The following is a 22,344-nucleotide window of genomic DNA, read 5'->3' as shown; positions in this document are numbered from 1 at the left end:
CCCCATCGACAGCCACCAGACATTGGAGCCGCAACAGCGTGCGAGAAAGCCCTGCGCAAATCATCGACCCGGTCCACGCCGACCCTGCTGCAACCGCTAATGCCCAGGCTCAGACCCGCCCTTGCTGCCTGCTGCTCGACTTCGATGGAACACTGGCCGAAATCCGCAGCACGCCCGATGAGGTCGCGGTGGACACGGCGATGGTGCAGGCGCTTGCCGGCGTCGCGCGCCGGCTGAACGGGCGGATGGCAATCGTCAGCGGACGCTCGCTCGCGCAGCTTGATGCCCTGCTGCCGCCGATGGTGACATCCTGCGTCATCGCCGCCAGCCATGGACAGGAGCTGCGCGTCGACGGTGTGGTGCAGGCGCCCGAGCAGACCGGGCTGTTTGCCGACATGGCTTTCGAGGCCACGCTGCATTTCCAGCACACGCCCGGGATCGTCATCGAGGAAAAGACCTATGGCCTGGGCGTGCACTACCGGCTCGCCCCCGAGATGCACGGGCTGGTCGATGAATGGACGATGGCGCAGGCCGCGCGCCACGATCTGGCCATCCAGCACGGCGACATGGTCGTCGAACTGCGCTTGCGCGGACCCGACAAGGGCGACGCGGTGCGCGCCATCATGGCGCTTCCCCATTTCAGCGGCAGCAGCCCCATTTTCATCGGTGACGACCTGACCGACATTCCCGCATTTCACGCCGTGCAGGCGCTGGGCGGCCATGCGATCAGCGTCGGGCCGCGCACTGCGGGCCATGCCGACGAGCAGCTCGACGATGTCGCTGCCGTGCGCGCCCGGATCGAAGAGGTCGCCGCATGAGCGACAAGATGAACCTGTGGCCGATCGGCAATTGCGAAATCGCTGCGCTGGTCGATGCCAACGCGTCGATCTGCTGGGGCTGCCTGCCGCGGTTCGATGGCGATCCGGTCTTCTGTTCGCTGCTCGAGCCGAAAGAGGACCACGGCTTCTGGGATATCGTGCTGGAAAACTGCACCAGCACGCAGCAGCATTATGTCCGCAACACCCCGGTGCTGGTGACGCGGATGAGCTGCGATGCCGGCAATGTCATCGAGGTCGTCGATTTCATGCCGCGCTTTCCCCGCCATGGCCGGATGTTCCGGCCGATGGCGATCGCCCGAATCGTGCGCGTGATCAGCGGCAGCCCGCGAATCTCGGTGCGGCTGCGTCCGGCTTACGGCTGGGGCGAGGGCAAACCGGTCAGTACCGCCGGGTCCAATCACATACGCTATATCCTGGGAGAGCATACCCAGCGATTGACCTGCAATGCCCCGTTGGGCTGGATCAGGGACGAACGCATGTTCAGGGCCGAGCGCGACCTCTATTTCTATTTCGGGCCCGACGAGGGCTTCGACGCCAATCTGGAAGCCACGGTCGAGGCGATGCTCGAGCAGACCGTCTCGACCTGGCAGCACTGGGTTCGCGGGCTCAACCTGCCGCTCGAATGGCAGGAGGCGGTGATTCGCGCGGCGATCACGCTCAAGCTGTGCCAGTATGAACAGACCGGTGCTATCGTTGCGGCGTTGACGACATCCTTGCCCGAGCATGCCGATTCGGGGCGCAACTGGGATTATCGGTTCTGCTGGATCCGCGATGCGTATTTCACGGTGCAGGCGCTCAACCGTCTGGGCGCGCTCGACGTGCTCGAATCGTACCTGCACTATCTGCGCAATATCGTCGACGATGCACGCGGCGGGCATATCCAGCCCCTGTACGGCATCGGCGGCGAGGCAACGCTCACCGAATATATCATGCCCGGGCTCAACGGCTATCAGGGCATGGGGCCGGTGCGCCAGGGCAACCAGGCCTATGAGCAGATCCAGCACGATGCCTATGGCCAGATCGTGCTGTCGAGCGTGCAGGCGTTCTTCGACCAGAGGCTGCTGCGCAGCGCGACGATCCAGGATTTCGAGGCTCTGGAGGCCGTCGGCCACCGCGCCTTCGACATGTTCAACCAGCCCGACGCCGGGTTGTGGGAGCTGCGCACCCGCGCGCATGTCCACACCTATTCGGTCGCGATGTGCTGGGCCGCGTGCGACCGGCTGGCCAACGCCGCCAACGCCATCGGCCGCCCCAAGGTCTCGCGCTTCTGGGCTGACCGCGCCGAGCAAATCCGCGCGCATATCGACAGCAACGCGTGGAGCCACGACGGCAACCATTATTCGGCGGTGCTGGGCGAACGCACGCTCGATGCCAGCCTGTTGCAGCTGCTCGACCTCAAGTTCATCCGCGCCGACGACCCGCGCTTCATCTCGACGCTCGATGCCATAGAGACGGGCCTGCGGCGGGGCAGCCACATGCTGCGCTATGCCGACGAGGACGATTTCGGCATGCCCGAGACCGCGTTCAACGTCTGCACCTTCTGGCTGATCGAGGCGCTGCACGCGACCGGTCGCATCGGCGATGCCCGCGCGCTGTTCGAGGAAATGCTGGCGCGTCGCACGCCTGCCGGGCTGCTGTCCGAAGACATCGACCCCAGCACCGGCGCGCTGTGGGGCAATTATCCGCAAACCTACTCACTGGTTGGGCTGATCCAGTGCGCAGGACTTCTCTCACGGCCTTGGAATGATGCAAGATGAACCGCCTGATCGCCATATCGAACCGTGTTCAGGCCGCCCATGGTGGCGAGAACAGCAACAGGGGCGGTCTGGCAGTCGCGCTGTCTGCTGCCTTGCGGGAGAGCAACGGCATCTGGTTCGGCTGGTCGGGCGAGCAGACCGACGAGTTCACCGGCCAGATCAGCTTTCGCCGCGAAGCCGGCGTCGCCACCGCGACGATCGACCTGGAAGCGCAGGACGTCGAGGAATATTATAACGGCTTTGCCAACCGCACCTTGTGGCCGCTGTTCCACTACCGGCTCGACCTGACCGAGATCGCGCGCGATTTCGCCGGGGGCTATGCGCGGGTCAACGATCGCTTTGCCGAAACGGTCGCGCCGCTGATCGAGCCCGACGACCTGATCTGGGTACACGACTATCATCTGATGCCGCTGGGCCAGCGCCTGCGCGAGCGCGGGTTCGAAAACCGCCTGGGCTTCTTCCTGCATACCCCCTGGCCGCCCTCCAGCCTGATGGTTTCGCTCCCCGGACACCGCGAACTGGTGCAAAGCCTGCTGAGCTATGACGTCATCGGCTTTCACACCGACGAATGGCGCGCCTCGTTCATCGATTACATCACGACGCATCTGGGTGCGGACATGCGCGGCGAATATGCGCATTTTGCCGGGCGGATGACGCGCCTGCTGGTCTGCCCGATCGGCCTCGACAGTACAGAGTTCATGGCCGCCCAAGGTACCCCGGCCGCGCGCGCAGCCGAAGAGCGGCTGATCACCAGCGCCGTGGGTCGGCAGGTCATCGTCGGCGTCGACCGGCTCGATTATTCCAAGGGGCTGCAGGAGCGCTTCCTCGCCTATGAGCAGCTGCTCACCACCCGGCCCGATCTGCGCGAAAAGCTTTTCCTGCTGCAGATCGCCCCGCCCTCGCGCGGCGACGTGGCGAGCTATCAGCAGATCCGGGCCGACCTCAACAGCCTGTCGGGCGGTATCAACGGCGAATTCGCCTCGATCGACTGGGTGCCGGTGCGCTATGTCAACAAGGGCTATGCCCGCGAAGAGCTGTTCGGCATCTACCGCGCCTCACGTGTCGGCCTGGTGACGCCACTGCGCGACGGGATGAACCTGGTTGCCAAGGAATATGTCGCAGCCCAGGACCCCGAGGATCCCGGCGTGCTGGTGCTCTCGCGCTTTGCCGGAGCGTCGGTGCAGCTGGACGCCGCGCTGATCATCAATCCGCACAGCAGCGAGGACATGGCCGATGCGATCGCACGCGCGCTGTCCATGCCGCTGGAAGAGCGCAAGGAACGCCACGCCGCGATGCTCAAATCGGTGGTCGAGGAAGATGTCCGCTGGTGGAGCGCGCGCTTCATCGCCGCGCTGACCGAGGGTGAGCCGAACGAGGACAGGCCGCCGCTGGCGCTCGCTTCCAGCCAGCCTTGATCCATACAGCCAAAAAAATGGCGGCCCCGCAGGACCGCCAGTATGTGGAGACATTGGCCTTTCAGCCCTGAGCACGCAACCTTGGGTTATTGATCGGAAACCGTTCCGGTCGCGCGCGGCTGACGATTGACACCGGCATTGCCGCTTGCGGTTCCGTCAGAATTGTCCATCGTACCGCCCGTCTGTCCTGCGCCGGTGCCTGAACCGGTGGCACCCATGCCGGTTCCACTGCGGCCGAGCATGTCTCTGTGCTTCTGGATCACCGGCGTGACCTTGGCGGCAAACGCCTTGAGCGAGGCATCCTCGCCGTTTTGCGCATAGTTCTGGTGCAGTGCCAGCGCCTTGCTGTGCGCGGTCATCTGCTGGGACATGTATTCGCGATCGAACGCGTCGCCACGCGCAGCCTTCAGCCGATCGAGCATCGCCTGATGCTCCGTATCCAGCCGGGTCGGCATCGGTGCAGCGAAGTCGCCCTGGTCGACCAGCGCCGTCATCTCCTGCGAGGAACGGGTGTGGTCGTCCACCATCATCTGGCCAAAATCCTTGACCTGCTGCGACTGGCCGTTCCTGGCGGCAAGCTCGCCTGCCTGGATTTCGTACAGATCCGAATTGGCTGCCTGGGCGATATAGGTTCCGGTCGAGACCGGAGCTGCCATCCCCATGTCGCCCTGACCGTCTGCCATCATGCCATCCTGCTGGGTGGTGACGTCGTCACCGTCCATCGCGGCGGTCTGCTGATTGTCGGGCGTATCGCATGCCACTGCCAGCAAGGCGGCACTGAGTATTACCATGTTTCGCATCGTCACATCCTTTCGATGATCTATCGATGCGGGCGGCAATACCCGTCGCGAACTCTGGCGGAACTTACATAGGCAAGTCCTGGCGGATCACTGCGTGGAACGGCGACCAGCATACAGCCGGGCAATTTCGGCGATCATGTCGACGAACCCCTTCTTGGACAGCGGTTTTTCGAAACGCGGCACGTGGCGGAAGCATTCGGCGATCGGATCATCGCCATAGCCGGTGCAGAACACGAAGGGGATGTTGTCGCGCTGCAACTGCCCGGCGAAAGGGAACACGGGCGTTCCGCGCAGGTTGATGTCGAGCACGGCGACATGCGGCGGCGGCTCCTTCCGATACAGGGTGTCCGCGCCGTCCAGCGTGGCAGCCGGGCCCAGCACTTCGGCGCCCGATTGCGCGAGCCGCCGGGTGAAATCATCCGCGATCAGGAAATCGTCTTCCACGACAAACACGCGGCAACCGCGCAAAAGATTATCGTGGACCTCGCTTCCCATAGAGCACCCCGAAACCGGACATGACGAGCAGGCGTTTTGCCTTCATGCAACATACCCGCAAGGCATGCGTAGGGTTCCCACGGACGACACAGCGAGAACCCAGCGGAGACCTGCGCCTTGACGCCCCATGTCACCCACAAATTGCGCGAATTCGGCGACTTGGAATGTGACTCCGAAGCGTGGCTGCTCCGGCTCACCCAGAGCAATGTCATGACCGTTCCGCCCCGCGTCGATCTGCTCCGGCAGGGCGATTGCACCGGCCCGATGTACATCCTGATCGATGGCTGGGCGATCCGCTACAAGATCCTCGTCGATGGCCGCCGCCAGATCCTGTCTGTCCTGCTGCCTGGCGACATTTTCGACATCAACGGGTTCATGGCCAAATCGATGGACCACAGCATCGCCTCGCTCACTGCAGTCAAGCTGGCCGAGCTGGACAGGGACACGATGGACACGGCGCGCAATCAGTTTCCCGATGTGGAAAAGCTGCTGTGGTGCGACATGCACGTATCTGCCGCCATCCAGCGCGAATGGTCGACATCGCTTGGCCAGCGCACCGCACGCGAGCGCATGGCGCAGCTGTTGTGCGAGCTCTTCACCCGCCAGGCCTCGGCCAATCTGTGCCAGGGCAAGACCTGCGCATTTCACCTGACCCAGATCGAGCTGGCCGAAACGCTTGGCATGACGCCGGTCTATGTGAACCGCACGTTGCAGGACCTGCGCCGCGAGGGCCTGATCCAGCTGGAAAACCGGACATTGACGATAAATGACCTGCCCCGTCTCGAACAGCTTGCCCTGTTTGACCCAGGCTATCTGCGCATTTGCGAAAGCGATGGCGGGACAGGTGCGAACAAGGAGACTGCGCATGTCCTCTAGGCCCGATACTGTTGGGTGGTCAGGCCCTGTGCAGACGCTCAACCAGTTCATCGCGACGCTGCCGCTGCTGGTGTGGCGCGCCGAGCGCAGCGGCGGCTGGATATGGGCCAGCCCGCAATGGCAGGCGTTCACGGGACAGGGCGAGGCAGACTATCTGGGCGATGGCTGGCTCGATGTGGTCCATCCGGACGATCGCGAAGCCGCGCAGACCGCCTGGCGTGCTGCCCCCGACCGACGCAGCTTCGAGGTCGAGTTCCGCGTGCACAATGTCGCGCAGGACCGCTATGTCTGGCACAAGACCAGGGCCGGACCAGTGTTCGGTGATGATGGCCGCATTCTCGAATGGCTGGGCACCTCGACCGACATCGACGACCTCAAGCGACTGCGCGACCAGGAGCGGTCGCTGCTGGGGGAGTTGCAGCATCGCGTGCGCAACATGCTGGGCGTGGTGCGCGCGCTGTCGCGGCGGACGGCGGACCATTCTGCCACCATCGACGAATTCGTGCGGAAGTTCGACGGACGGCTCAACAGCTTTTCTCGTACCCAGTCGCTGTCGACCAGCTCTGCCACCGGCCAGGTCAATCTGGCCGATCTGGTGTTTGACGAGCTGCTTTTGCACCAGTTGCAGGACGAGCGGCAGGTGCAGGCCGATGGGCCTGATATCCTGCTGGGGGTGAAGGCCGCGAACCTCGTGGGGCTGGCCATTCATGAGCTGGCGAGCCATGCGGTGAGCTTTGCCGATGATCCAGAAGTGCCGCCCCGCCTGACCGTGCGCTGGGGTATCGATGACAGTGGGGCGAGTCCGGTGCTGACCTTCCTGTGGAAAGAGGAAGGGCGCGCGCTTGTCGATCCGGACGCCGCCCTGAATGCGCTCGCCCGCGATTTTGTCGAACGGGCGCTGCAATATGAGGTGGACGCCGAAACGCGAATCGATTCGCTGCCCAGCGGATTGGTGTTCGATCTGCGCCTGCCGTTGGCTCGCGCGCAGGAAACCGACAGCTGATCTGCGGCAAAGCCTTCGAATAAGCGCCACATTCATACGGCCATACCAACCCATGTGATAATGGGAGCCAGCCTGCCCCCCTAGACCTTGTCCTGACACGGTGCCTGACCCACCCCCCGACAAGCCTTGATGGCACCGTGTCACCATTGCCAACAGACAGGGACTTTGCAGGCCATGAACCTAGCCAACTGGGCCCGTTACGGGTTGGCCGCCACGCTGGCCACCGCCGCTGGCGGCGTTCTGTTCTACAAGCGCCAACCGCACGCCAACCGCGATGCCGCACCGGCGCGCTCGGCGCGCCATGTCCGCCGCTTCGGCGACTATCGCGTGACAGGTGCGACCGTCTCCATTCGTGCAACCGCCGATCAGATCATTGATTGCTGGCAGAACGATGCCACCTTGTGGCCGCAGCTGGAGTATCTGCCTTTCCCCGAAGGCAACCAGGACGATCTGCTGCTGCCACCGGCCGAACTGCGCGCTATGGCCTCTGTGCCCATGCGCATCCGCATCGTCACCCGCCGCGAAGGCGAGCTGATCGCCTGGCGATCCGAAGGCGAGGGTCAGGCCGACATGCACGGCCGCCTGCGGTTGTCCGATAACGGCAGCAAGGGCATCGCGGTCGAGGTCATCATGGCGGTGCGCCCGCCGCATTTCGCGTCTGCGCTCAAGACCGAGGCGATGATGGCCGAGGCGCTGGAGCTGGGCCTCCTGCGCGATCTGCGCCGGATGAAGATGCTGATCGAGGCCGGCGAGATCGCCACGGCGAAGATGCGCCCCGACGCGGCCTGATTTCAGGCCGAACCGAACCCCCAAGAACGTCTGAGGAAAACGCCATGCGAGCCGCCACCTTCCAGGGCAAGGGCACCATCGATGTGCGCCACATGCCCGACCCGAAGATCGTCAATCCGCGCGATGCCATCATTGAAGTGACCTCGACCGCCATCTGCGGATCCGACCTGCACCTGTATGACGGCGTCATCCCCGGCGTCGAGAAGGACGACATCCTGGGCCACGAATTCATGGGCCGGGTGCTCGATGTCGGCCGCGACAGCACGCTGACGATCGGCCAACGCGTCGTCGTGCCGTTCACCATCTTCTGCGGCCATTGCTTCCAGTGTTCCGAACAGCGCTACAGCGCCTGTGACAACAGCTGTCCGGTCGAAGAGCAGGAAGTGGCGGAAAAGGCGTTCGGCTATCCGCTCGCGGGCATGTTCGGCTATTCGCACCTGACCGGCGGCTATGCCGGCGGCCAGGCGGAATATGTCCGCATTCCCTATTCCGACGTCCTGCCGCTGGTCGTGCCCGATGACATTCCCGACGACCGGCTGCTGTTCCTGTCCGACATCCTGCCGACCGGCTGGATGGCGGCGCTGAATGCCGAGATCGAGCCGGGTGACACCATCGCGGTGTGGGGCTGCGGCCCGGTGGGACTGTTCACCATCCTCAGCGCCTTTCAGCAAAAGGCCGGGCGGGTCATCGCGATCGATGGCGTTCCGGGCCGTCTAGCCATGGCCGAAAGCCTGGGCGCGGAACCGGTCAATTTCCACGAAACCGACATACTCGATGCGCTCAAGCAGATGACCGGCGGTGTCGGGCCCGATGCCGTGATCGATGCGGTCGGCATGGAAGCGCATGGCTTTTCGATCGACAACATCGCCGACAAGATCAAGCAGACGGTCGGCATGGGCCAGGACCGCGCGCACGTGCTGCGCCAGGCGATCATGGCCTGCCGCAAGGGCGGGCGCGTCTCGGTCCCCGGCGTGTATGGCGGCAAGGCGGACCTGTTCCCGCTGGGCGCGATGATGCAGAAGGGGCTGCAGCTGCGCACCGGGCAGACGCATGTCCGGCGCTATACCGACGAACTGCTCGACATGATCGAGCGCGACGTCATCGACCCCAGCTTCCTGATCAGCCACCGCCTGCCGCTTGATGATGCGGCCAAGGGCTATCGCAATTTCCGCGACCATCAGGACGAATGGATCAAGGTTGTCATGCAGCCCTGATCAACCCAGCACTCTTGGAGACATATAATGGACTATATTTTCGGCGTCATCATCCTCATCCTCGATATCATCGCAGTGCTCAGCGTGTGGTCGAGTGGCGCCAGCACCGTATCGAAGTTGCTGTGGACGCTGCTGATCATCGTCCTGCCGATCATCGGCCTGATCGCCTGGTATTTTCTGGGCCCCAAGCGCGGCAGCGCGTAACCTGCGCGCACCTGGCTTAGCCCGCTGGCGGAGCGTCGACGAATGCTGCCAGCGGGCGCCAGACGGCGGCCTTGTCCGCCAGCGATAGCGTATAGGCCGGGCTGCTCGACGGCAGCGCAATCACCGGCAATGCCCCGTCCCCCAGCATGCGGCGCGCGCTCGCAGCAGCGAGCGCCCCGTTGCACGCGACCGCGCGAAGGTCGGGCAGGGTCGCGACCAGATCAGCCAGCGGGTTGTGCACCGCCGCGCGGATATCGCCATCCAGGCTCGAAGCGCGCCGGGCCGAAGCGATGACATCCCAAAGCCCTATGCCATGGGCGCCCAGCCGCTCCAGCCGCGCCGGATAGTCCAGCTGCGCCAGCGGCTGCGCGCACACCTCTTCCAGCAATCGCCAGAACTGGTTGCGCGGATGCGCGTAATAGCGCCCCGCAGCCAGCGACGCGCGCCCCGGCAGGCTGCCCAGCACCAGCAGGGTGCACCGCGGCGGCAACACCGGCGGCAGACCGCTGACGGCAGCGCCAGCATCACAAGAGGCATCATGGGGATTCGTCACCTGCCCGGTCTAGCGCAATCGAAGGTGCGGCCATAGGCGCGAACGCCCGCAAGCAGCGTGCCGCCGCGTCAACGGGCGGTGATCTGCGAATCGGTGCGGATGGAAGTTGGATGCCCCCCAAGGATTCGAACCTTGATTAACGGAGTCAGAGTCCGTGGTCTTACCATTAGACGAAGGGGCAATGGAGGCGACGCAATTAGGCCTGTCCGCACAGCCGGTCAAGACCCAAAACGCCGCAATATGGCGCCATGCTTGCGCGTTCGCCGCAAATTGGCTAACCTCGGCCCCAAGTACCGGCGATGTGTGGGCATTTTGGCTGCGCGGGAGCACCGGATGAGAAAAAAGAGCAACTTGGCATGGTGGAGCGACCCACACCGTTGCCGCAGTCTGGTGCGCAGGCCACCCCATCCCCCGAAGGCGGATCGGTTGCCAAGGACCAGACAAAACCCTCCGTCAATGGCCGGAGTGCGGCAAAACAGCGAGGCAGGAGGCAGGCCGCAGGCACCTCTTCCCATCCCGGCCGCCCATCCGGCGGCATCCCTCAGTCCGACAGAATGCCGCAACCTGCCCAGGGCCAGCGTGCGCGCGGTACTGCTGACAAGAACAGCTGGAACGGCAGGCGCGCCTATGCCGCGATCGATCTGGGCACCAACAATTGCCGCCTGCTGATCGCCAAGCCCGCAGCCGACGGCTTTGTCGTCGTCGATGCCTTTTCGCGCGTGGTGCGGCTGGGCGAGGGCCTGGGCCAGAGCGGACGGTTGAGCGACGCAGCCATGGACCGCGCGGTGGCTGCGCTGTCGATCTGCGCTGACAAGGTGCGCCGCCGCCATGTCGCACTCGCGCGGTCGGTTGCGACCGAGGCGTGCCGCAAGGCGAGCAACGGCAACGACTTCATCGAGCGAGTGCGGCGCGAAACCGGCATCGTGCTCGACATCATCACCGCCGAGGAAGAGGCGCGGCTGGCGGTGCTGGGCTGCCACATCCTGCTCGAGCCCGGCGACGGCCCGGCGCTGATCTTCGACATCGGCGGCGGATCGACCGAACTGGTGCTGGTCGACAGCTCGGGACCGGTTCCCGACATTCTCGACTGGATGAGCGTGCCCTGGGGCGTCGTCACCCTGACCGAGAGCGAGGACTTCGATCCTGACGATCCATCTGATCGGGCTGCAGCTTATGCCCGCATGCGCAGCCGGGTCATGGATGGCTTTGCCGATTTTGCCGCGCGCCTGCCTGTATTGCCCGATGCCGAACGGCGTCTGCTGGGCACCAGCGGCACGGTGACGACACTGGCCAGCCTGCATCTCGACCTGCCGTGCTACAACCGCGATGCGATCGACGGGCTGATCGTGCCCTCCGAGTCGATGCGCGCCATCAGCACGCGGCTGGCCGAGATGAGCCTGCAGCAGCGCCGCGACCTGCCGTGCATCGGCAAGGAGCGCGCCGATCTGGTGGTGGCGGGCTGCGCGATCCTTGAATCGATTCTCGACATATGGCCCGCCGTACGGCTGGGCGTGGCCGATCGCGGCATCCGCGAGGGCATCTTGCGCGCGCTGATGGGCCGCGATGCCCCGCACCCCGCGCCCGCCATGGCCAAATCAAAACAGGAGCATCGCACATGAGCGGCGAGAAGAGTGGCGGCGGTAGCGGCAAGGATGGCGGGGGCAACATCCCCGGTGACAGCCGCCGCAAGGCGAGCGGGCGCTATGGTGATGGCCTCAAGCAGCGGGTGAAGACCGCGCGCGGGCGGACGGCATCGTCGAACCGGTGGCTCGAGCGCCAGCTCAACGATCCCTATGTGCGCCGCGCCAAGGCCGAAGGCTATCGCAGCCGCGCGGTCTACAAGCTGGTCGAGCTGGACGAGAAGTTCGCGCTGGTTCGCAAGGCGCGCCACATCATCGATCTGGGGATAGCACCGGGCGGCTGGTCGCAGCTGATTCGCAGGGTCAACCCCAAGGCCGCGGTGGTGGGCATCGACCTGCTGCCGGTCGATCCGATCGAGGGCGTCACCATCTTCGAGATGGACTTCATGGCCGATGCCGCGCCCGGCAAGCTGATCGAAGCTTTGGGCGCACGGCCAGACCTCGTCCTGTCCGACATGGCCGCCAACACCGTGGGGCACAAGCAGACCGACCATCTGCGCACCATGGGTCTGGTCGAGGCCGCCGCGCATTTCGCGGTCGAGCATCTCGCCGATGGCGGCGCGTTCGTCGCCAAGGTGCTCGCCGGCGGGACCGACAACGATCTGCTGGCGCTGCTCAAGCAGCACTTCAAGACGATCAAGCACGCCAAGCCACCGGCCAGCCGCAAGGGCAGCTCCGAATGGTATGTCATCGCGCAGGGCCGCAAGCCGCGCGTGGCGGCTGCAGCGGATGGCGCAGACGACCAGGACGATTGAGCCTGCCCTTCTCCCAATAGCAAAAGGCCCCGCTTGCGTCCTGCAAACGGGGCCTTTTTGTTGCTGGCTCGCTATCGGATCAGAAGCGCGTGCGCAGTGTCAGACCGTACGTGCGCGGTTCGCCGAGGAATGCCGAGAAGATCTGGCGACCACCGGGGAACTGAGGATCAACAAACGGGGCACCGCCGCCACCTGCCTGGAACGGGCTGTTGAACGCGACCTGGGTGAAGTCTTCGTTGAACAGGTTCTGCGCCCACAGTTCCAGTGCCCACTTCTGATCGGGTCCACGCAGGCCGACGCGGGCATTGACCACCACGAAGCTGGGCTGTTCCTTCTGCGGGAACAGGTCAGAGCCGGTGTTGAAGCCTTCGGTCACGCGCGTATCGACATAGAACAGACCCGACAGGCCGCTGTCGCCGATATCGGGAGTCCATGCCATCGAACCAGTCAGCGTCAGTTCGGGTGCGTTCGACAGGTTGTCGCCGGGAAGCAGACGCAGCGCGGGGTCAAGCGGGCTGCCATTGAGGTTGCCCACCAGATTGTTGCGATACTTGGTCTGGGCATAGGTGACGCCACCATTGACGGTGAAGTTGCGCGCCGGGTTGATCGATGCTTCAAGCTCGACACCCTGAGCGACGACGCCATAGCTGACATCGTCCGGAGCGCAGCCACCGGTGGTGGCGCTGAGATCACGATCACCGCCACCCAGGTCAGTGGAGCAGCCATTGACCGTCTGCACCAGGAACACCGTGCCATTGAAGGTATTCAGCTGGAAGTTTTCGAACTGCTGGCGGAACAGGGCAAGGTTGACCGTCAGCGGACCGCTCGAATATTTCATGCCCAGTTCGAAGGCATCAACGATTTCCTGATCGAACTGCAGGTTGCGCACCAGCGCCTGCGCGCCGCCGACCGATGCGAAGGTCGTGGTGGGAGCCTGGCCCAACGGTGCAACGATCGGCCCCTTGAGCGCGGAACGATCAAGGTTGAAACCGCCTGCCTTGTAGCCACGCGAGGCGCTGCCGTAGAGCAGCAGATCGTCCGTAACCTTCCACGACAGCACAGCGGTGCCGGTGAACTCGTTCTCGCTGCGACGATCGTTGATCGACACGCCATTGAGTTCTGCGGTCGAGTTGCCCTGGCACGACAGGCCGATGATGCCGCCAGCCACGGCTGCCAGCCCGGGGTTCGTCAGGAAGGGCGTCAGTGCTGCCTGGTTCTGGACGCAGGCGGTGTTGTCGTTGCTGAAGGTCGCGTTGAAACGCTTGCGCTCGTTGGTGTAGCGCAGGCCCAGGGTCAGATCGAGCCGGTCGGTGATGTGCACGATGTTATGCGTGAAGAACGCATAGTTGCGGCTGTTCTGGAAGTAACGGTCGCTGATCGAACCGCGATCGTTGATGCTGTCGAGCCGGTCAAGCGCGCCGAAGATGATCGGCGAGGCTGCGCCGAACAGCGCGGGGCGTGCGGCAACGCAGCCTGGCGATGTGGGCGAATACAGACCGGCCAGACCGCCACCGGAAATCAGGCGGCAGCTTGCGAAGCGGCCATACTGGTTGCCGAAGCGCAAATTGTCGCGAACGGTCAGGTCTTCGTCGGCATAATAGGCACCGACCAGCCAGTCGAGCTTGCCATCGAAGGCCTCGCCCTGCAGCCGCAGTTCCTGGGTGAAGGTCTTGAACTGGCGGAACTGGGCCTCTTCATTGTCGGCGCGATACAGGATGTCGACCGCGCTGTAGTCGATGTCACCGGCCTGGCTGTTCTTGTACTCGCGATAGCCAGTGATCGAGGTGAGCGATGCGCCGCCCATGTCCCAGTTCACTTCCAGCGAGACACCGCCATCCTTGGTGCTGCCGTTATAGTTGCGACCAGGGGTCACAAAGGCATTGCGGCTGAACGGATCGTTGAATGAAACCAGCGGCTGGCCCAGATCGCGCAGCACGTTGATGATGTTGTTGCCGTTCTGCTGCAGCGGCGTGAGCGGCGTTGACGGGTTGTTGAGGTTGCCGATCAACGGATTGAAAGCATTGCCAAGATTGACGGCGCCGCAGCAGCGTTCGTCGCGGTTGGTATAGTCGGCGATGAAGCGGAACGACACGTCGTCGGTCGGCTCCCACAGCAGCTGGCCCTTGACGAAATAGCGGTTGCGGTTGTTCAGATCGATGTTGTTGTTAACATCGCGCAGAAAGCCGTCGCGCTTTTCAAAAACACCATCGATGCGCGCCGCCAGGTTCTGCGTGATGGGACCGGTCAAACCCGCCTGCAGTCGGATATTGTCGTAATTGCCGTAGGTGGCCTCACCAAAACCGCCGAATTCGAATTCGGGGCGTTTGGAATAGATCGAGATGATACCCGCCGAAGCGTTGCGGCCGAACAGCGTGCCCTGGGGCCCACGAAGGACCTCGACACGTTCGATTTCGCCCAGCTCGTTGAGGCCGATGCCCGAGCGCGAGCGGTAGACGCCATCAATGAACACCGCGACCGAGCTTTCGAGGCCCGGGTTGTCGCCGACGGTGCCGATACCGCGGATACGCGCCGATCCATTGGCTTCGTTGCCGGTCGACGAGACGAGCAGCGAAGGCACGACCTGGTTCAGCTGGCGGATGTCGTTGGCGCCTGTGTTTTCGAGAGTTTCGGCATTCACCGCCGAAACGGCGACGGGAACATCGGAGAGCAGCTGTTCGCGGCCCTGCGCCACGACGACGATGGTGTTGCTGTCGTTGATGCCTTCATTGCTGGCTTCCTGCGCGACGGCCGGGCTGGCCATGGCGACAAGGCCTGCGGAAAGCATGAACGACACACGGCTGGTCCTGCCGAAACGCTTGGGCATATCTCTCTCCTGGTTATAATTCCGCGTGGCGGTCATTTTTGCCGCCTTGGCGATGAGCGTAGACCAAAACCTGCAGGATTCCAGCGTTTGCGAGGGGTCAGCGCAAAAATGCATGCGATTGTCGCAAAAACGCAACACCAGTCATGCAATCGGTATCAGGCCCGCAAATCTGCCGTTTTTTGCAGGTGAAAGCATACGGTCTTGCTTTCCGTAGCGACAATCGCCTGCGGGCCCTGCCCCATCACCTCCAGAATCGCCGGATCATCGGCATCCATCCCGCCGGTCAGCGATCCGAAGGCAGGCAGGATCAATCGGTCCTGGCAGCGCACGAAACAGGGTCGCGAGACGCTGCGACCACGCAGTCGCACCCTCAGGCGGGGGTGGAAATGGCCAGAAAGCTCCGGAACGCTCGCCTGTGATTCGGCGAGGTGACGCAGCGCCAGCCCGCCGAGCGCGCATTCCTCCACCACGCGCCCGCCAAAGCCCTGCTCCAGCGCACTGTCGTGATTGCCGGTGATCCAGTGCACCGCAACGCGCGCGCACAGCGATTCCAGCCGCGCAACCAGCGCCGGGTCCAGCCGCGACGCGCCATCGCTGTCATGGAAATTGTCGCCCAGGCACCACAGGCTGGTCGCCCCGCAAGCGGCAACCGCCCGCTCCAGCCGGTCGAGCGTGGCCGCGCTGTCGTATGGCGGCAGCATCTGCCCGCTGCGCGCGTACCAGCTGGCCTTTTCGAAATGCAGGTCGGCCACGAACAGCGCGCCTTCGCGCGGCCAGTACAGGCTGGCGCGGTCGACGATGACGAAATCCTGTCCTGCGAACGAAAGGGGAACCATGTCGCTGCCATGCCGCAGTCCGCCCATTGGTGCAAGAGGCGCAGACTGTACCGGCCATTGGCAGATGGCGCTGCGGAGATTATGGGCGGCGGATGACCGAGATTGCCGAATACCCGCTGACCGTGGCTGCGCTCTATCATTTTGCCGCCATTCCAGACCCGCACGCCGTGCGCGACCCCATCCGCGCGCTGTGCGAGACGCATGGCCTGTGCGGCACGCTGTTGCTGGCAGGCGAAGGAATCAACGGAACCGTGGGGGGAGCGGCGTCGGGCGTCGCGGCATTGATCGGTCACATCCGCAGCCTGCCGGGCTTTGGCGATATCGAGGTCAAGTATTCAGGCGCGCACAGCCCGCCCTTCCGCCGGATGAAGGTTCGGGTGAAGCGCGAGATCGTGACGATGGGCGTGCCCGATATCGATCCGGTGCACGGCCAGGGTGCCTATGTCGATGCGGCGGACTGGAATGCGCTGATCAGCGACCCCGAAACAATCGTCATCGATACGCGCAACAGCTTCGAGGTCGAACAGGGCAGCTTCGCCCGCGCCGTCGATCCGGGTACCGAGCGGTTCAGCGAATTTCCCGCCTGGTTTGATGCGGAAGCGGCAAGCCTGCGCGCTTCGGGCAAGAAGATCGCGATGTTCTGCACCGGCGGCATCCGCTGCGAGAAAGCCACGGCCTATGTCCGCGCCAAGGGGTTCGACGAGGTCTATCACCTCAAGGGCGGCATCCTGAAGTATCTCGAGGAGGTGCCGCAGGAGGAATCGCTGTTTTCGGGCGGTTGCTTCGTGTTCGACGAACGCGTCGCGCTGGGCCAGGGCCTGGCCGTGCTGGGCGATCCGGTGGAACCCGAGATGGTCGACCGCAAGCGCAAACCCCGCAAGCGGGGGTTAGCGGCGCAAGGTGCTGCGGACCAGACGACCGATCAGGCCTGACAGGCTGCGATAGTTGGCCAGCGCATAGGTCGAACTGCCGGTCAGTTCGCGCGACAGCCGCCGGTGCGCCTCGGGCAGTGCGTGATAGGGCACGCCGGGCAGCAGGTGGTGCAACGCGTGGTAGCGCAGGCCCACCGGCGCCCACAATTCGGGCAGCAGTCCGGGCGGCGGCACGTTGACGCTGTCGAGATACTGCGCGGTGACGCTCATCACCTGCTCTTCATTCTCCCACAGATGCGCCACCAAAGTGCGCACCTGGTTGAGCACCATCGTACCCGATGCGACCGCCAGGCCGATCAGGAAGGCGCGCAAGGGCAGCGTGCCGGTCGCAACCAGCGCGATCAGGCTCATCGCCCAGGCGCTGGCCAGCACCTCCAGCACCAGCCAGTGGCGACGCGCCGGGCCTTCGGGCATCGTGCGGCGGAAGGCAGGATTGATCACCAGCCCCGAATAGCGCTCGACAACGATGCGGCGCAGCGGCGGGATGACCAGCGACAGCGGCGACAGCACGCCATAGCGGATGATCAGGCCAACGGGACCCAGCGCGGCCACCGCGACGAACAGCGGCACCGTCCACGGTTTCATCAGCGCCAGCGGCAGATATTCGGGATCCTTGACGGTGCCATAGCGGGTGCGCTGGTGGTGCAGATTGTGCACGCCTTCGTACATGAAGCTGGGGATCAGCAGCGGAATGCCGACAAACGCGTTCCACCCGGCATTGAAGCCGGGCACCGCATCGGGCCGCAAATGGGTGAGTTCGTGGATGAAACTGCCTGCACGATAGAGCGCCAGCACGGCCACAACCGCGCACGCGATGCCTAGTGCAAGACCATCGGCCAGCACTGCGCCCACCAGCGCACCATAGCCGACGAACACCGACGCCAGCATATCGGCCCAGTAGATGCCCGGCCGCGCCGCATTGAGATCACGCGTCAGCGTCGCAGCTGCGCGGATCATCGCCATGTCGTCGGGCACCTGGCCGACGACGCGCGCATGGGTGCTGCCCTGCACGGCGGCGGCATCGGGTTCGGCGAGGGGAAAACTGCTAGCCATAAAAATCCTATAGTCGAGCCAAGCTTAAGCCAGAGCAACGTGGCAGCAAGATGGCAATATCTGGCCCGCAATTCCTTGACACAGATCATGTCACAGCGACAAAAGGCGCGCCGCACGACGGGCAGGCTGACAGGCGAAGGAAAGTGTTTTGGCGGACCAGCATCAGATAAGCGTCATGCCCGTCCACGACAAGGCGGGGCTCAAGGCGTTCATCGATATTGCCTATGAGCTGAATGCATCGGACCCCAACTGGGTCGCGCCGCTGCGCCAGGAAGTGGCCGAGATGTTCAATCCGGCCAAGAACCCGTTCTACGGGCACGCCACCGTCCAGCCGATGATCGCCAGGCGCGACGGCAAGGTGGTCGGGCGCATTTCGGCGCATATCGACCATTTGGCACTGACCCAGCCCATCGAGCAGGGCATGGGGCCGGGCACCGGCAATTTCGGCATGTTCGAAGCGGCGGACGAAAGCGTGGCGCACGCGTTGCTGGCCGCTGCCGAACAATGGCTGCGCGACCAGGGCATGACCCGCGCGCTGGGCCCGCTCAGCCTGTCGATCTGGGACGAGCCGGGGCTGCTGACCGCCGGTTTCGACACCCCGCCGATGGTCATGATGGGCCATCACAACCGCGCCTATCGCGGCTGGATCGAGGCGGCGGGCTATGGCGTCGCCAAGAAGCTGCTGACCTATGAACTGCCGATCGTCGACGGCTTTCCGCCGCTGGTCCAGCGGATCGTCGCCTCGGGTCGCCGCAACGAGCGCATCCGCCTGCGCAAGGTCGACAAGAGCCGGTTCGACGAGGACGCCGCGATCATCCTGGCCATTCTCAACGATGCCTGGGGGCAGAACTGGGGCTTCGTGCCGATCACCGATGCCGAGATTGCCTATATCGGCAAGAAGCTGCGCCCGCTGGTGCGCGAAGACCTGATCATGATCGCAGAGTATGACGGGCGGCCGGTCGCGTTCCTGATGACGCTGCCCGATATCAACGCGGTGACCGCGCCGCTCAAGGGATCGCTGTTTCCCTTCGGCTGGGCCAAGTTGCTGTGGTGGCTGCGCCATTGCCGCTCGCCCAGCGTGCGGGTGCCGCTGATGGGGGTGCTGACCGAACTGCAGAATTCGCGTCTGGCCGCGCAGCTCGCCTTCATGCTGATCGAGACGATCCGCGTGGAGGCAGTGGGCCAATATGGCGCAGTACGCGGCGAATTGGGCTGGGTACTGGAGGACAACCAGGGCATGGTGGCGATCGCCGATACCATCAACAGCAAGGTCAACCGCGAGTACCTGATCTATGAAAAGGCGCTGTGAGCGCAGCCCCTTGCACCGCGCCGTTCAGATCATTGCAACATTCCAGCCTTATCAGCACACGCCACGCCCCGCCTGCGGAAGGTTTGACGCCCCCCCGGGCGGCAACTAGACCGGGCACAGACGTTCTGGAGCACTCCTGACATGAAAATTGCGATGATTGGTTCGGGCTATGTCGGCCTGGTATCGGGCGCCTGTTTCGCCGATTTCGGCCATGACGTGGTCTGCGTCGACAAGGACCCGGCCAAGATCGAATCGCTGCTCGCCGGAGTCATGCCGATCTACGAGCCGGGCCTGGAATCTTTGGTCGCCAAGAATGCGCGCGCCGGGCACCTGACGTTTTCGACCGATCTGCCGGCCAGCGTGGCCGATGCCGATGCGATCTTCATCGCGGTGGGCACGCCCTCGCGGCGCGGCGACGGCTTTGCGGACCTGAGCTATGTGCGCGATGCCGCGCGCGAGATCGGCGAATCGATCCGCAAGCGCTGCGTCATCGTCACCAAGTCGACCGTACCCGTGGGCACCGGCGACGAGGTGGAAAAGATCATCCGCCAGACCGCGCCCGACGCCGATTTCGAGGTCGTCTCCAACCCCGAATTCCTGCGCGAAGGTGCCGCCATCGGCGATTTCAAGCGTCCCGACCGGATCGTCGTGGGGACCGAGGTCGAATGGGCGCGCGGGTACATGCGCGAGATCTACCAGCCCTTGTTCCTCAACGAATCGCCATTGCTGTTCGTGTCGCGGCGCACCTCTGAAGTGATCAAATACGCCGCCAACGCATTTCTTGCGACCAAGATCACCTTCATTAACGAGATGGCCGATCTGTGCGAAAAGGTCGGCGCCAACGTGCAGGACGTCTCACGCGGGATCGGGCTCGATGGCCGCATCGGGTCGAAGTTCCTCCACGCCGGGCCCGGCTATGGCGGCAGCTGCTTCCCCAAGGATACGCTGGCACTGATGAAGACCGCGCAGGACCATGAAGCGCCGCTGCAGATCGTCGAGGCCGTGGTGCGTGTCAACGACCTGCGCAAGCGGGCGATGGCGCGCAAGGTGATTGCGGCGATGGGCGGCGATGTCGAGGGCAAGCGCATCGCCTTGCTCGGCCTCACCTTCAAGCCCAATACCGACGACATGCGCGATGCGCCCGCGATCGTGATCGCGCAGGGGCTGATCGACGCTGGTGCCGACGTCATCGCCTATGATCCCGAGGGCATGGAGGCGGCCGCCGCGCTGATGCCCGGCGTGACCATGGCGGCGAACACCTATCAGGCACTCGATTCTGCCGACTGCGCGGTGATCGTCACCGAATGGGATGTGTTCCGCGCGCTCGATCTGCCGCGCGTGCTCAAGACGATGCGCGGCAACACGCTGGTCGACCTGCGCAACATCTACAAGCCCGAACAGGTGGCAGCAGCGGGCTTCAGCTATGTGAGTATCGGACGCTGAACAGCAGCTGCGGGGGGATGAAGATGGCACAAGAAAGGACTGCGTCGCGGCGCATCATGGTGGTCTTCGGCACCCGTCCCGAAGCGATCAAGCTGTTCCCGGTGATCGCCGCGCTGAAAGAGGCCGACGGGCTCGAGCCTGTCGTATTGGTCACCGGCCAGCACCGCGAGATGCTCGACCAGGTGCTAGAGATCGCAGGGTTGGTGCCCGATCATGACCTCGCGCTGATGCAGCCGGGGCAGAGCCTCGACGAGATCAGCGCCCGGCTGCTCACCGGCATTGGCGGCGTGCTCGATGCTGAAAAGCCCGACATGGTCATCGTGCAGGGTGATACCGCGACCGCGATGTGCGGCGCACTCGCGGCCTATTACCGCAAGATTCCGGTGGCGCATGTCGAGGCGGGACTGCGCTCGGGCAATATCTATCACCCCTGGCCCGAAGAGGCGAACCGCAAGATCATCGGCAGCTTTGCCGACCTGCACTTCGCGCCGACGGACACCGCCGCCAACGCGCTGCGCCGGGAGGCGGTGGCCGACGACAGGATCCTCGTCACCGGCAACACCGTGATCGATGCGCTGCACTGGGTGACCGCGCAGCTGGCGGACAATCCGTCGCGCGCGGGCGTGATCGCGCCGGTCGAGGCGCGTTTTGCCGGCAAGCGGATCATCGGCGTGACCACCCACCGGCGGGAGAATTTCGGCAGCGGGATGGACGATATTGCCCATGCGATCCGCGATCTGGCCGCGCGCGACGATGTCGCTATCATCTTTCCGGTGCATTTGAACCCGCAGGTGCGCGCCGCGATGCTGCCGATCCTGGGCGGGCTCGACAATGTCGCGTTGCTCGAGCCGCTCGACTATCTCAATTTCACCCGGCTGCTGCAGATCGCCGAGCTGATGCTCACCGACAGCGGCGGCGTGCAGGAAGAGGCGCCCGCTCTGGGCAAGCCGGTGCTGGTGATGCGCGACACCACCGAGCGGCCCGAAGGCGTTGCGGCGGGAACGGCCATGCTGGTCGGCACCGACCGGACGACGATCGTGACGCAGGCCAGCCGGTTGCTCGATGATGCCGCCGCTTATGCTGCGATGGCGCAGGCGCACAATCCGTTTGGCGACGGACAAAGCTCTGCTCGCATTTGTGCTGCGATCACTGAATGGTTTTCCGTGAACGGCGCTTCGCAACCCGATTGAGTTTGGTGCGCTTTGCCGATAGGGGCGATTCACGGTTCGCGCCATCTGAACATGATCAGGCCAGCATCTGCCCGATCTTCCGGAAGAGCTTTTTCCCATGACACACGAGTTTCACCCCACGACCCTGCGCGAATATGACATTCGCGGCATCATCGGCGAGACGTTGGGCGAAGACGATGCCTATGCCATCGGCCGCGGCTTTGCGACGCTGATCGCGCGCGCTGGCGGCGCCTGCGTGGTGGTGGGCTATGATGGCCGCGTCAGCTCGCCGGTGCTCGAGGCCGCGCTGATCAAGGGGCTGAACGACAGCGGCATCAACGCCGTCAGCGTCGGCATGGGCCCGACCCCGATGCTCTATTATGCCGAAGCCGTTCTAGAAGAGGCTGATGGCGGCATTCAGATAACCGGCAGCCATAA

At 64.2% G+C, this 22,344-nt stretch carries 20 protein-coding genes, 1 tRNA gene and 1 pseudogene; 15 read left to right on the top strand and 7 right to left on the bottom strand.

Features of this window, described 5'->3' with window-relative positions; all coding sequences use genetic code 11:
* The first annotated feature begins 38 nt into the window (after positions 1-38).
* From otsB to D618_RS0106570, 3 genes are read left to right on the top strand one after another with little or no spacing between them, the layout of a single operon-like run.
* Complete coding sequence (otsB, locus tag D618_RS17895) at positions 39-818, top strand: trehalose-phosphatase (protein ID WP_017670704.1); 780 nt, start codon at positions 39-41, stop codon at positions 816-818.
* On the top strand, positions 815-2,596 hold the full coding sequence (locus D618_RS0106575; RefSeq protein WP_017670703.1) for a glycoside hydrolase family 15 protein: 1,782 nt from the start codon (positions 815-817) through the stop codon (positions 2,594-2,596). The genes otsB and D618_RS0106575 overlap by 4 nt, the downstream gene beginning before the upstream one ends.
* Positions 2,593-4,011 carry a trehalose-6-phosphate synthase gene (locus D618_RS0106570; RefSeq protein ID WP_017670702.1) on the top strand — a complete coding sequence of 473 codons (1,419 nt, stop codon included), beginning with the start codon at positions 2,593-2,595 and terminating at the stop codon, positions 4,009-4,011. The genes D618_RS0106575 and D618_RS0106570 overlap by 4 nt, the downstream gene beginning before the upstream one ends.
* 86 nt (positions 4,012-4,097) lie before the next feature.
* On the opposite strand, the gene D618_RS18975 is transcribed toward D618_RS0106570, so the two are convergent.
* Together D618_RS18975 and D618_RS17885 are read right to left on the bottom strand one after the other, a co-directional pair.
* Positions 4,098-4,811 (bottom strand): DUF4142 domain-containing protein, encoded by a 714-nt coding sequence (locus D618_RS18975; protein ID WP_081590441.1) that lies wholly within the window; start codon positions 4,809-4,811, stop codon positions 4,098-4,100.
* Positions 4,812-4,898: 87 nt separating this feature from the next.
* Complete coding sequence (locus D618_RS17885) at positions 4,899-5,255, bottom strand: response regulator (RefSeq protein ID WP_202949937.1); 357 nt, start codon at positions 5,253-5,255, stop codon at positions 4,899-4,901.
* A 261-nt stretch (positions 5,256-5,516) separates the two neighbouring features.
* On the opposite strand from D618_RS17885, the gene D618_RS17880 reads away from it, so the two are divergent.
* The 5 genes from D618_RS17880 to D618_RS19300 all read left to right on the top strand — a co-directional run bounded on the left by D618_RS17880 (position 5,517) and on the right by D618_RS19300 (position 9,392).
* A complete protein-coding gene (locus tag D618_RS17880; protein ID WP_152414574.1) occupies positions 5,517-6,182 on the top strand; it encodes a Crp/Fnr family transcriptional regulator in 666 nt (221 codons plus the stop codon).
* Entirely contained in the window at positions 6,172-7,185 is a 1,014-nt protein-coding gene (locus tag D618_RS17875; protein WP_193746687.1) for an HWE histidine kinase domain-containing protein, read from the top strand. Before D618_RS17880 ends, D618_RS17875 begins: the two co-directional genes overlap by 11 nt.
* 174 nt (positions 7,186-7,359) lie before the next feature.
* Positions 7,360-7,974, top strand: a complete 615-nt coding sequence (locus tag D618_RS0106545; RefSeq protein ID WP_152414573.1) for a hypothetical protein — start codon at positions 7,360-7,362, stop codon at positions 7,972-7,974.
* A gap of 44 nt (positions 7,975-8,018) precedes the next feature.
* Complete coding sequence (locus D618_RS0106540; RefSeq protein WP_017670696.1) at positions 8,019-9,188, top strand: zinc-dependent alcohol dehydrogenase; 1,170 nt, start codon at positions 8,019-8,021, stop codon at positions 9,186-9,188.
* 27 nt (positions 9,189-9,215) lie between these two features.
* Positions 9,216-9,392, top strand: a complete 177-nt coding sequence (locus D618_RS19300) for a PLD nuclease N-terminal domain-containing protein (RefSeq protein WP_017670695.1) — start codon at positions 9,216-9,218, stop codon at positions 9,390-9,392.
* Between the two features lie 16 nt (positions 9,393-9,408).
* Here the strand turns inward: D618_RS19300 and D618_RS0106530 are convergent, their stop codons facing one another.
* Both D618_RS0106530 and D618_RS0106525 read right to left on the bottom strand, forming a co-directional pair.
* Positions 9,409-9,945 carry a DNA-deoxyinosine glycosylase gene (locus D618_RS0106530; RefSeq protein WP_017670694.1) on the bottom strand — a complete coding sequence of 179 codons (537 nt, stop codon included), beginning with the start codon at positions 9,943-9,945 and terminating at the stop codon, positions 9,409-9,411.
* Positions 9,946-10,052: 107 nt separating this feature from the next.
* Positions 10,053-10,126 (bottom strand) — tRNA-Gln (locus D618_RS0106525).
* A 373-nt stretch (positions 10,127-10,499) separates the two neighbouring features.
* Between D618_RS0106525 and D618_RS17870 the strand changes: the two genes are divergently transcribed.
* Both D618_RS17870 and D618_RS17865 read left to right on the top strand, forming a co-directional pair.
* Positions 10,500-11,564, top strand: a complete 1,065-nt coding sequence (locus D618_RS17870) for a Ppx/GppA phosphatase family protein (protein ID WP_017670693.1) — start codon at positions 10,500-10,502, stop codon at positions 11,562-11,564.
* Positions 11,561-12,340: an RlmE family RNA methyltransferase gene (locus D618_RS17865; RefSeq protein ID WP_017670692.1), complete on the top strand. Its 780-nt coding sequence runs from the start codon at positions 11,561-11,563 to the stop codon at positions 12,338-12,340. Before D618_RS17870 ends, D618_RS17865 begins: the two co-directional genes overlap by 4 nt.
* A 79-nt stretch (positions 12,341-12,419) precedes the next feature.
* On the opposite strand, the gene D618_RS0106510 is transcribed toward D618_RS17865, so the two are convergent.
* Both D618_RS0106510 and pdeM read right to left on the bottom strand, forming a co-directional pair.
* A complete protein-coding gene (locus D618_RS0106510; RefSeq protein WP_017670691.1) occupies positions 12,420-15,164 on the bottom strand; it encodes a TonB-dependent receptor in 2,745 nt (914 codons plus the stop codon).
* A 155-nt stretch (positions 15,165-15,319) separates the two neighbouring features.
* Entirely contained in the window at positions 15,320-16,000 is a 681-nt protein-coding gene (pdeM, locus tag D618_RS0106505; RefSeq protein WP_026091375.1) for a ligase-associated DNA damage response endonuclease PdeM, read from the bottom strand.
* Between the two features lie 92 nt (positions 16,001-16,092).
* Here pdeM and D618_RS17860 point away from each other — a divergent pair, with 92 nt between their 5' ends.
* A complete protein-coding gene (locus tag D618_RS17860; protein WP_017670689.1) occupies positions 16,093-16,932 on the top strand; it encodes a rhodanese-related sulfurtransferase in 840 nt (279 codons plus the stop codon).
* On the opposite strand, the gene D618_RS0106495 is transcribed toward D618_RS17860, so the two are convergent.
* Positions 16,888-17,895, bottom strand: coding sequence for a fatty acid desaturase (locus D618_RS0106495; protein ID WP_238550608.1), 1,008 nt, complete (start codon positions 17,893-17,895; stop codon positions 16,888-16,890). The two genes, D618_RS17860 and D618_RS0106495, sit on opposite strands and share 45 nt — an antisense overlap.
* A 265-nt stretch (positions 17,896-18,160) precedes the next feature.
* Between D618_RS0106495 and D618_RS0106490 the strand changes: the two genes are divergently transcribed.
* From D618_RS0106490 to D618_RS17855, 4 genes and pseudogenes are all read left to right on the top strand, one after another.
* Positions 18,161-19,294: a hypothetical protein gene (locus D618_RS0106490; protein ID WP_017670687.1), complete on the top strand. Its 1,134-nt coding sequence runs from the start codon at positions 18,161-18,163 to the stop codon at positions 19,292-19,294.
* 141 nt (positions 19,295-19,435) lie between these two features.
* A complete protein-coding gene (locus tag D618_RS0106485; RefSeq protein WP_026091373.1) occupies positions 19,436-20,737 on the top strand; it encodes a UDP-glucose/GDP-mannose dehydrogenase family protein in 1,302 nt (433 codons plus the stop codon).
* A gap of 23 nt (positions 20,738-20,760) precedes the next feature.
* The gene (wecB, locus tag D618_RS0106480) at positions 20,761-21,927 is read left to right on the top strand and encodes a UDP-N-acetylglucosamine 2-epimerase (non-hydrolyzing) (RefSeq protein WP_051041283.1); all 1,167 of its coding nucleotides are present in this window, start codon (positions 20,761-20,763) and stop codon (positions 21,925-21,927) included.
* Between the two features lie 97 nt (positions 21,928-22,024).
* A pseudogene (locus D618_RS17855) lies at positions 22,025-22,344 on the top strand (phosphomannomutase); the annotation flags it as partial.

It is taken from the genome of Blastomonas sp. AAP53 (assembly GCF_000331245.1).
Taxonomy (GTDB): Bacteria; Pseudomonadota; Alphaproteobacteria; order Sphingomonadales; family Sphingomonadaceae; genus Blastomonas.
Note: the sequence above shows the minus strand (reverse complement) of the source record. Positions and strands in the feature narration are given on the sequence as shown.

Coding starts and splice junctions, on each gene's coding strand:
- D618_RS0106510 (WP_017670691.1), bottom strand. CDS start 15,164: ATGCCCAAGCGTTTCGGCAGGACCAGCCGTGTGTCGTTCATGCTTTCC.
- D618_RS0106490 (WP_017670687.1), top strand. CDS start 18,161: ATGCCCGTCCACGACAAGGCGGGGCTCAAGGCGTTCATCGATATTGCC.
- D618_RS17880 (WP_152414574.1), top strand. CDS start 5,517: ATGACCGTTCCGCCCCGCGTCGATCTGCTCCGGCAGGGCGATTGCACC.
- D618_RS0106575 (WP_017670703.1), top strand. CDS start 815: ATGAGCGACAAGATGAACCTGTGGCCGATCGGCAATTGCGAAATCGCT.
- D618_RS0106495 (WP_238550608.1), bottom strand. CDS start 17,895: ATGGCGATGATCCGCGCAGCTGCGACGCTGACGCGTGATCTCAATGCG.
- D618_RS0106485 (WP_026091373.1), top strand. CDS start 19,436: ATGAAAATTGCGATGATTGGTTCGGGCTATGTCGGCCTGGTATCGGGC.
- D618_RS0106540 (WP_017670696.1), top strand. CDS start 8,019: ATGCGAGCCGCCACCTTCCAGGGCAAGGGCACCATCGATGTGCGCCAC.
- D618_RS18975 (WP_081590441.1), bottom strand. CDS start 4,811: ATGCGAAACATGGTAATACTCAGTGCCGCCTTGCTGGCAGTGGCATGC.
- D618_RS0106570 (WP_017670702.1), top strand. CDS start 2,593: ATGAACCGCCTGATCGCCATATCGAACCGTGTTCAGGCCGCCCATGGT.
- D618_RS17875 (WP_193746687.1), top strand. CDS start 6,172: ATGTCCTCTAGGCCCGATACTGTTGGGTGGTCAGGCCCTGTGCAGACG.
- pdeM (WP_026091375.1), bottom strand. CDS start 16,000: ATGGTTCCCCTTTCGTTCGCAGGACAGGATTTCGTCATCGTCGACCGC.
- D618_RS17865 (WP_017670692.1), top strand. CDS start 11,561: ATGAGCGGCGAGAAGAGTGGCGGCGGTAGCGGCAAGGATGGCGGGGGC.
- wecB (WP_051041283.1), top strand. CDS start 20,761: ATGGCACAAGAAAGGACTGCGTCGCGGCGCATCATGGTGGTCTTCGGC.
- D618_RS19300 (WP_017670695.1), top strand. CDS start 9,216: ATGGACTATATTTTCGGCGTCATCATCCTCATCCTCGATATCATCGCA.
- D618_RS17870 (WP_017670693.1), top strand. CDS start 10,500: ATGCCGCAACCTGCCCAGGGCCAGCGTGCGCGCGGTACTGCTGACAAG.
- D618_RS0106545 (WP_152414573.1), top strand. CDS start 7,360: ATGAACCTAGCCAACTGGGCCCGTTACGGGTTGGCCGCCACGCTGGCC.
- D618_RS17860 (WP_017670689.1), top strand. CDS start 16,093: ATGACCGAGATTGCCGAATACCCGCTGACCGTGGCTGCGCTCTATCAT.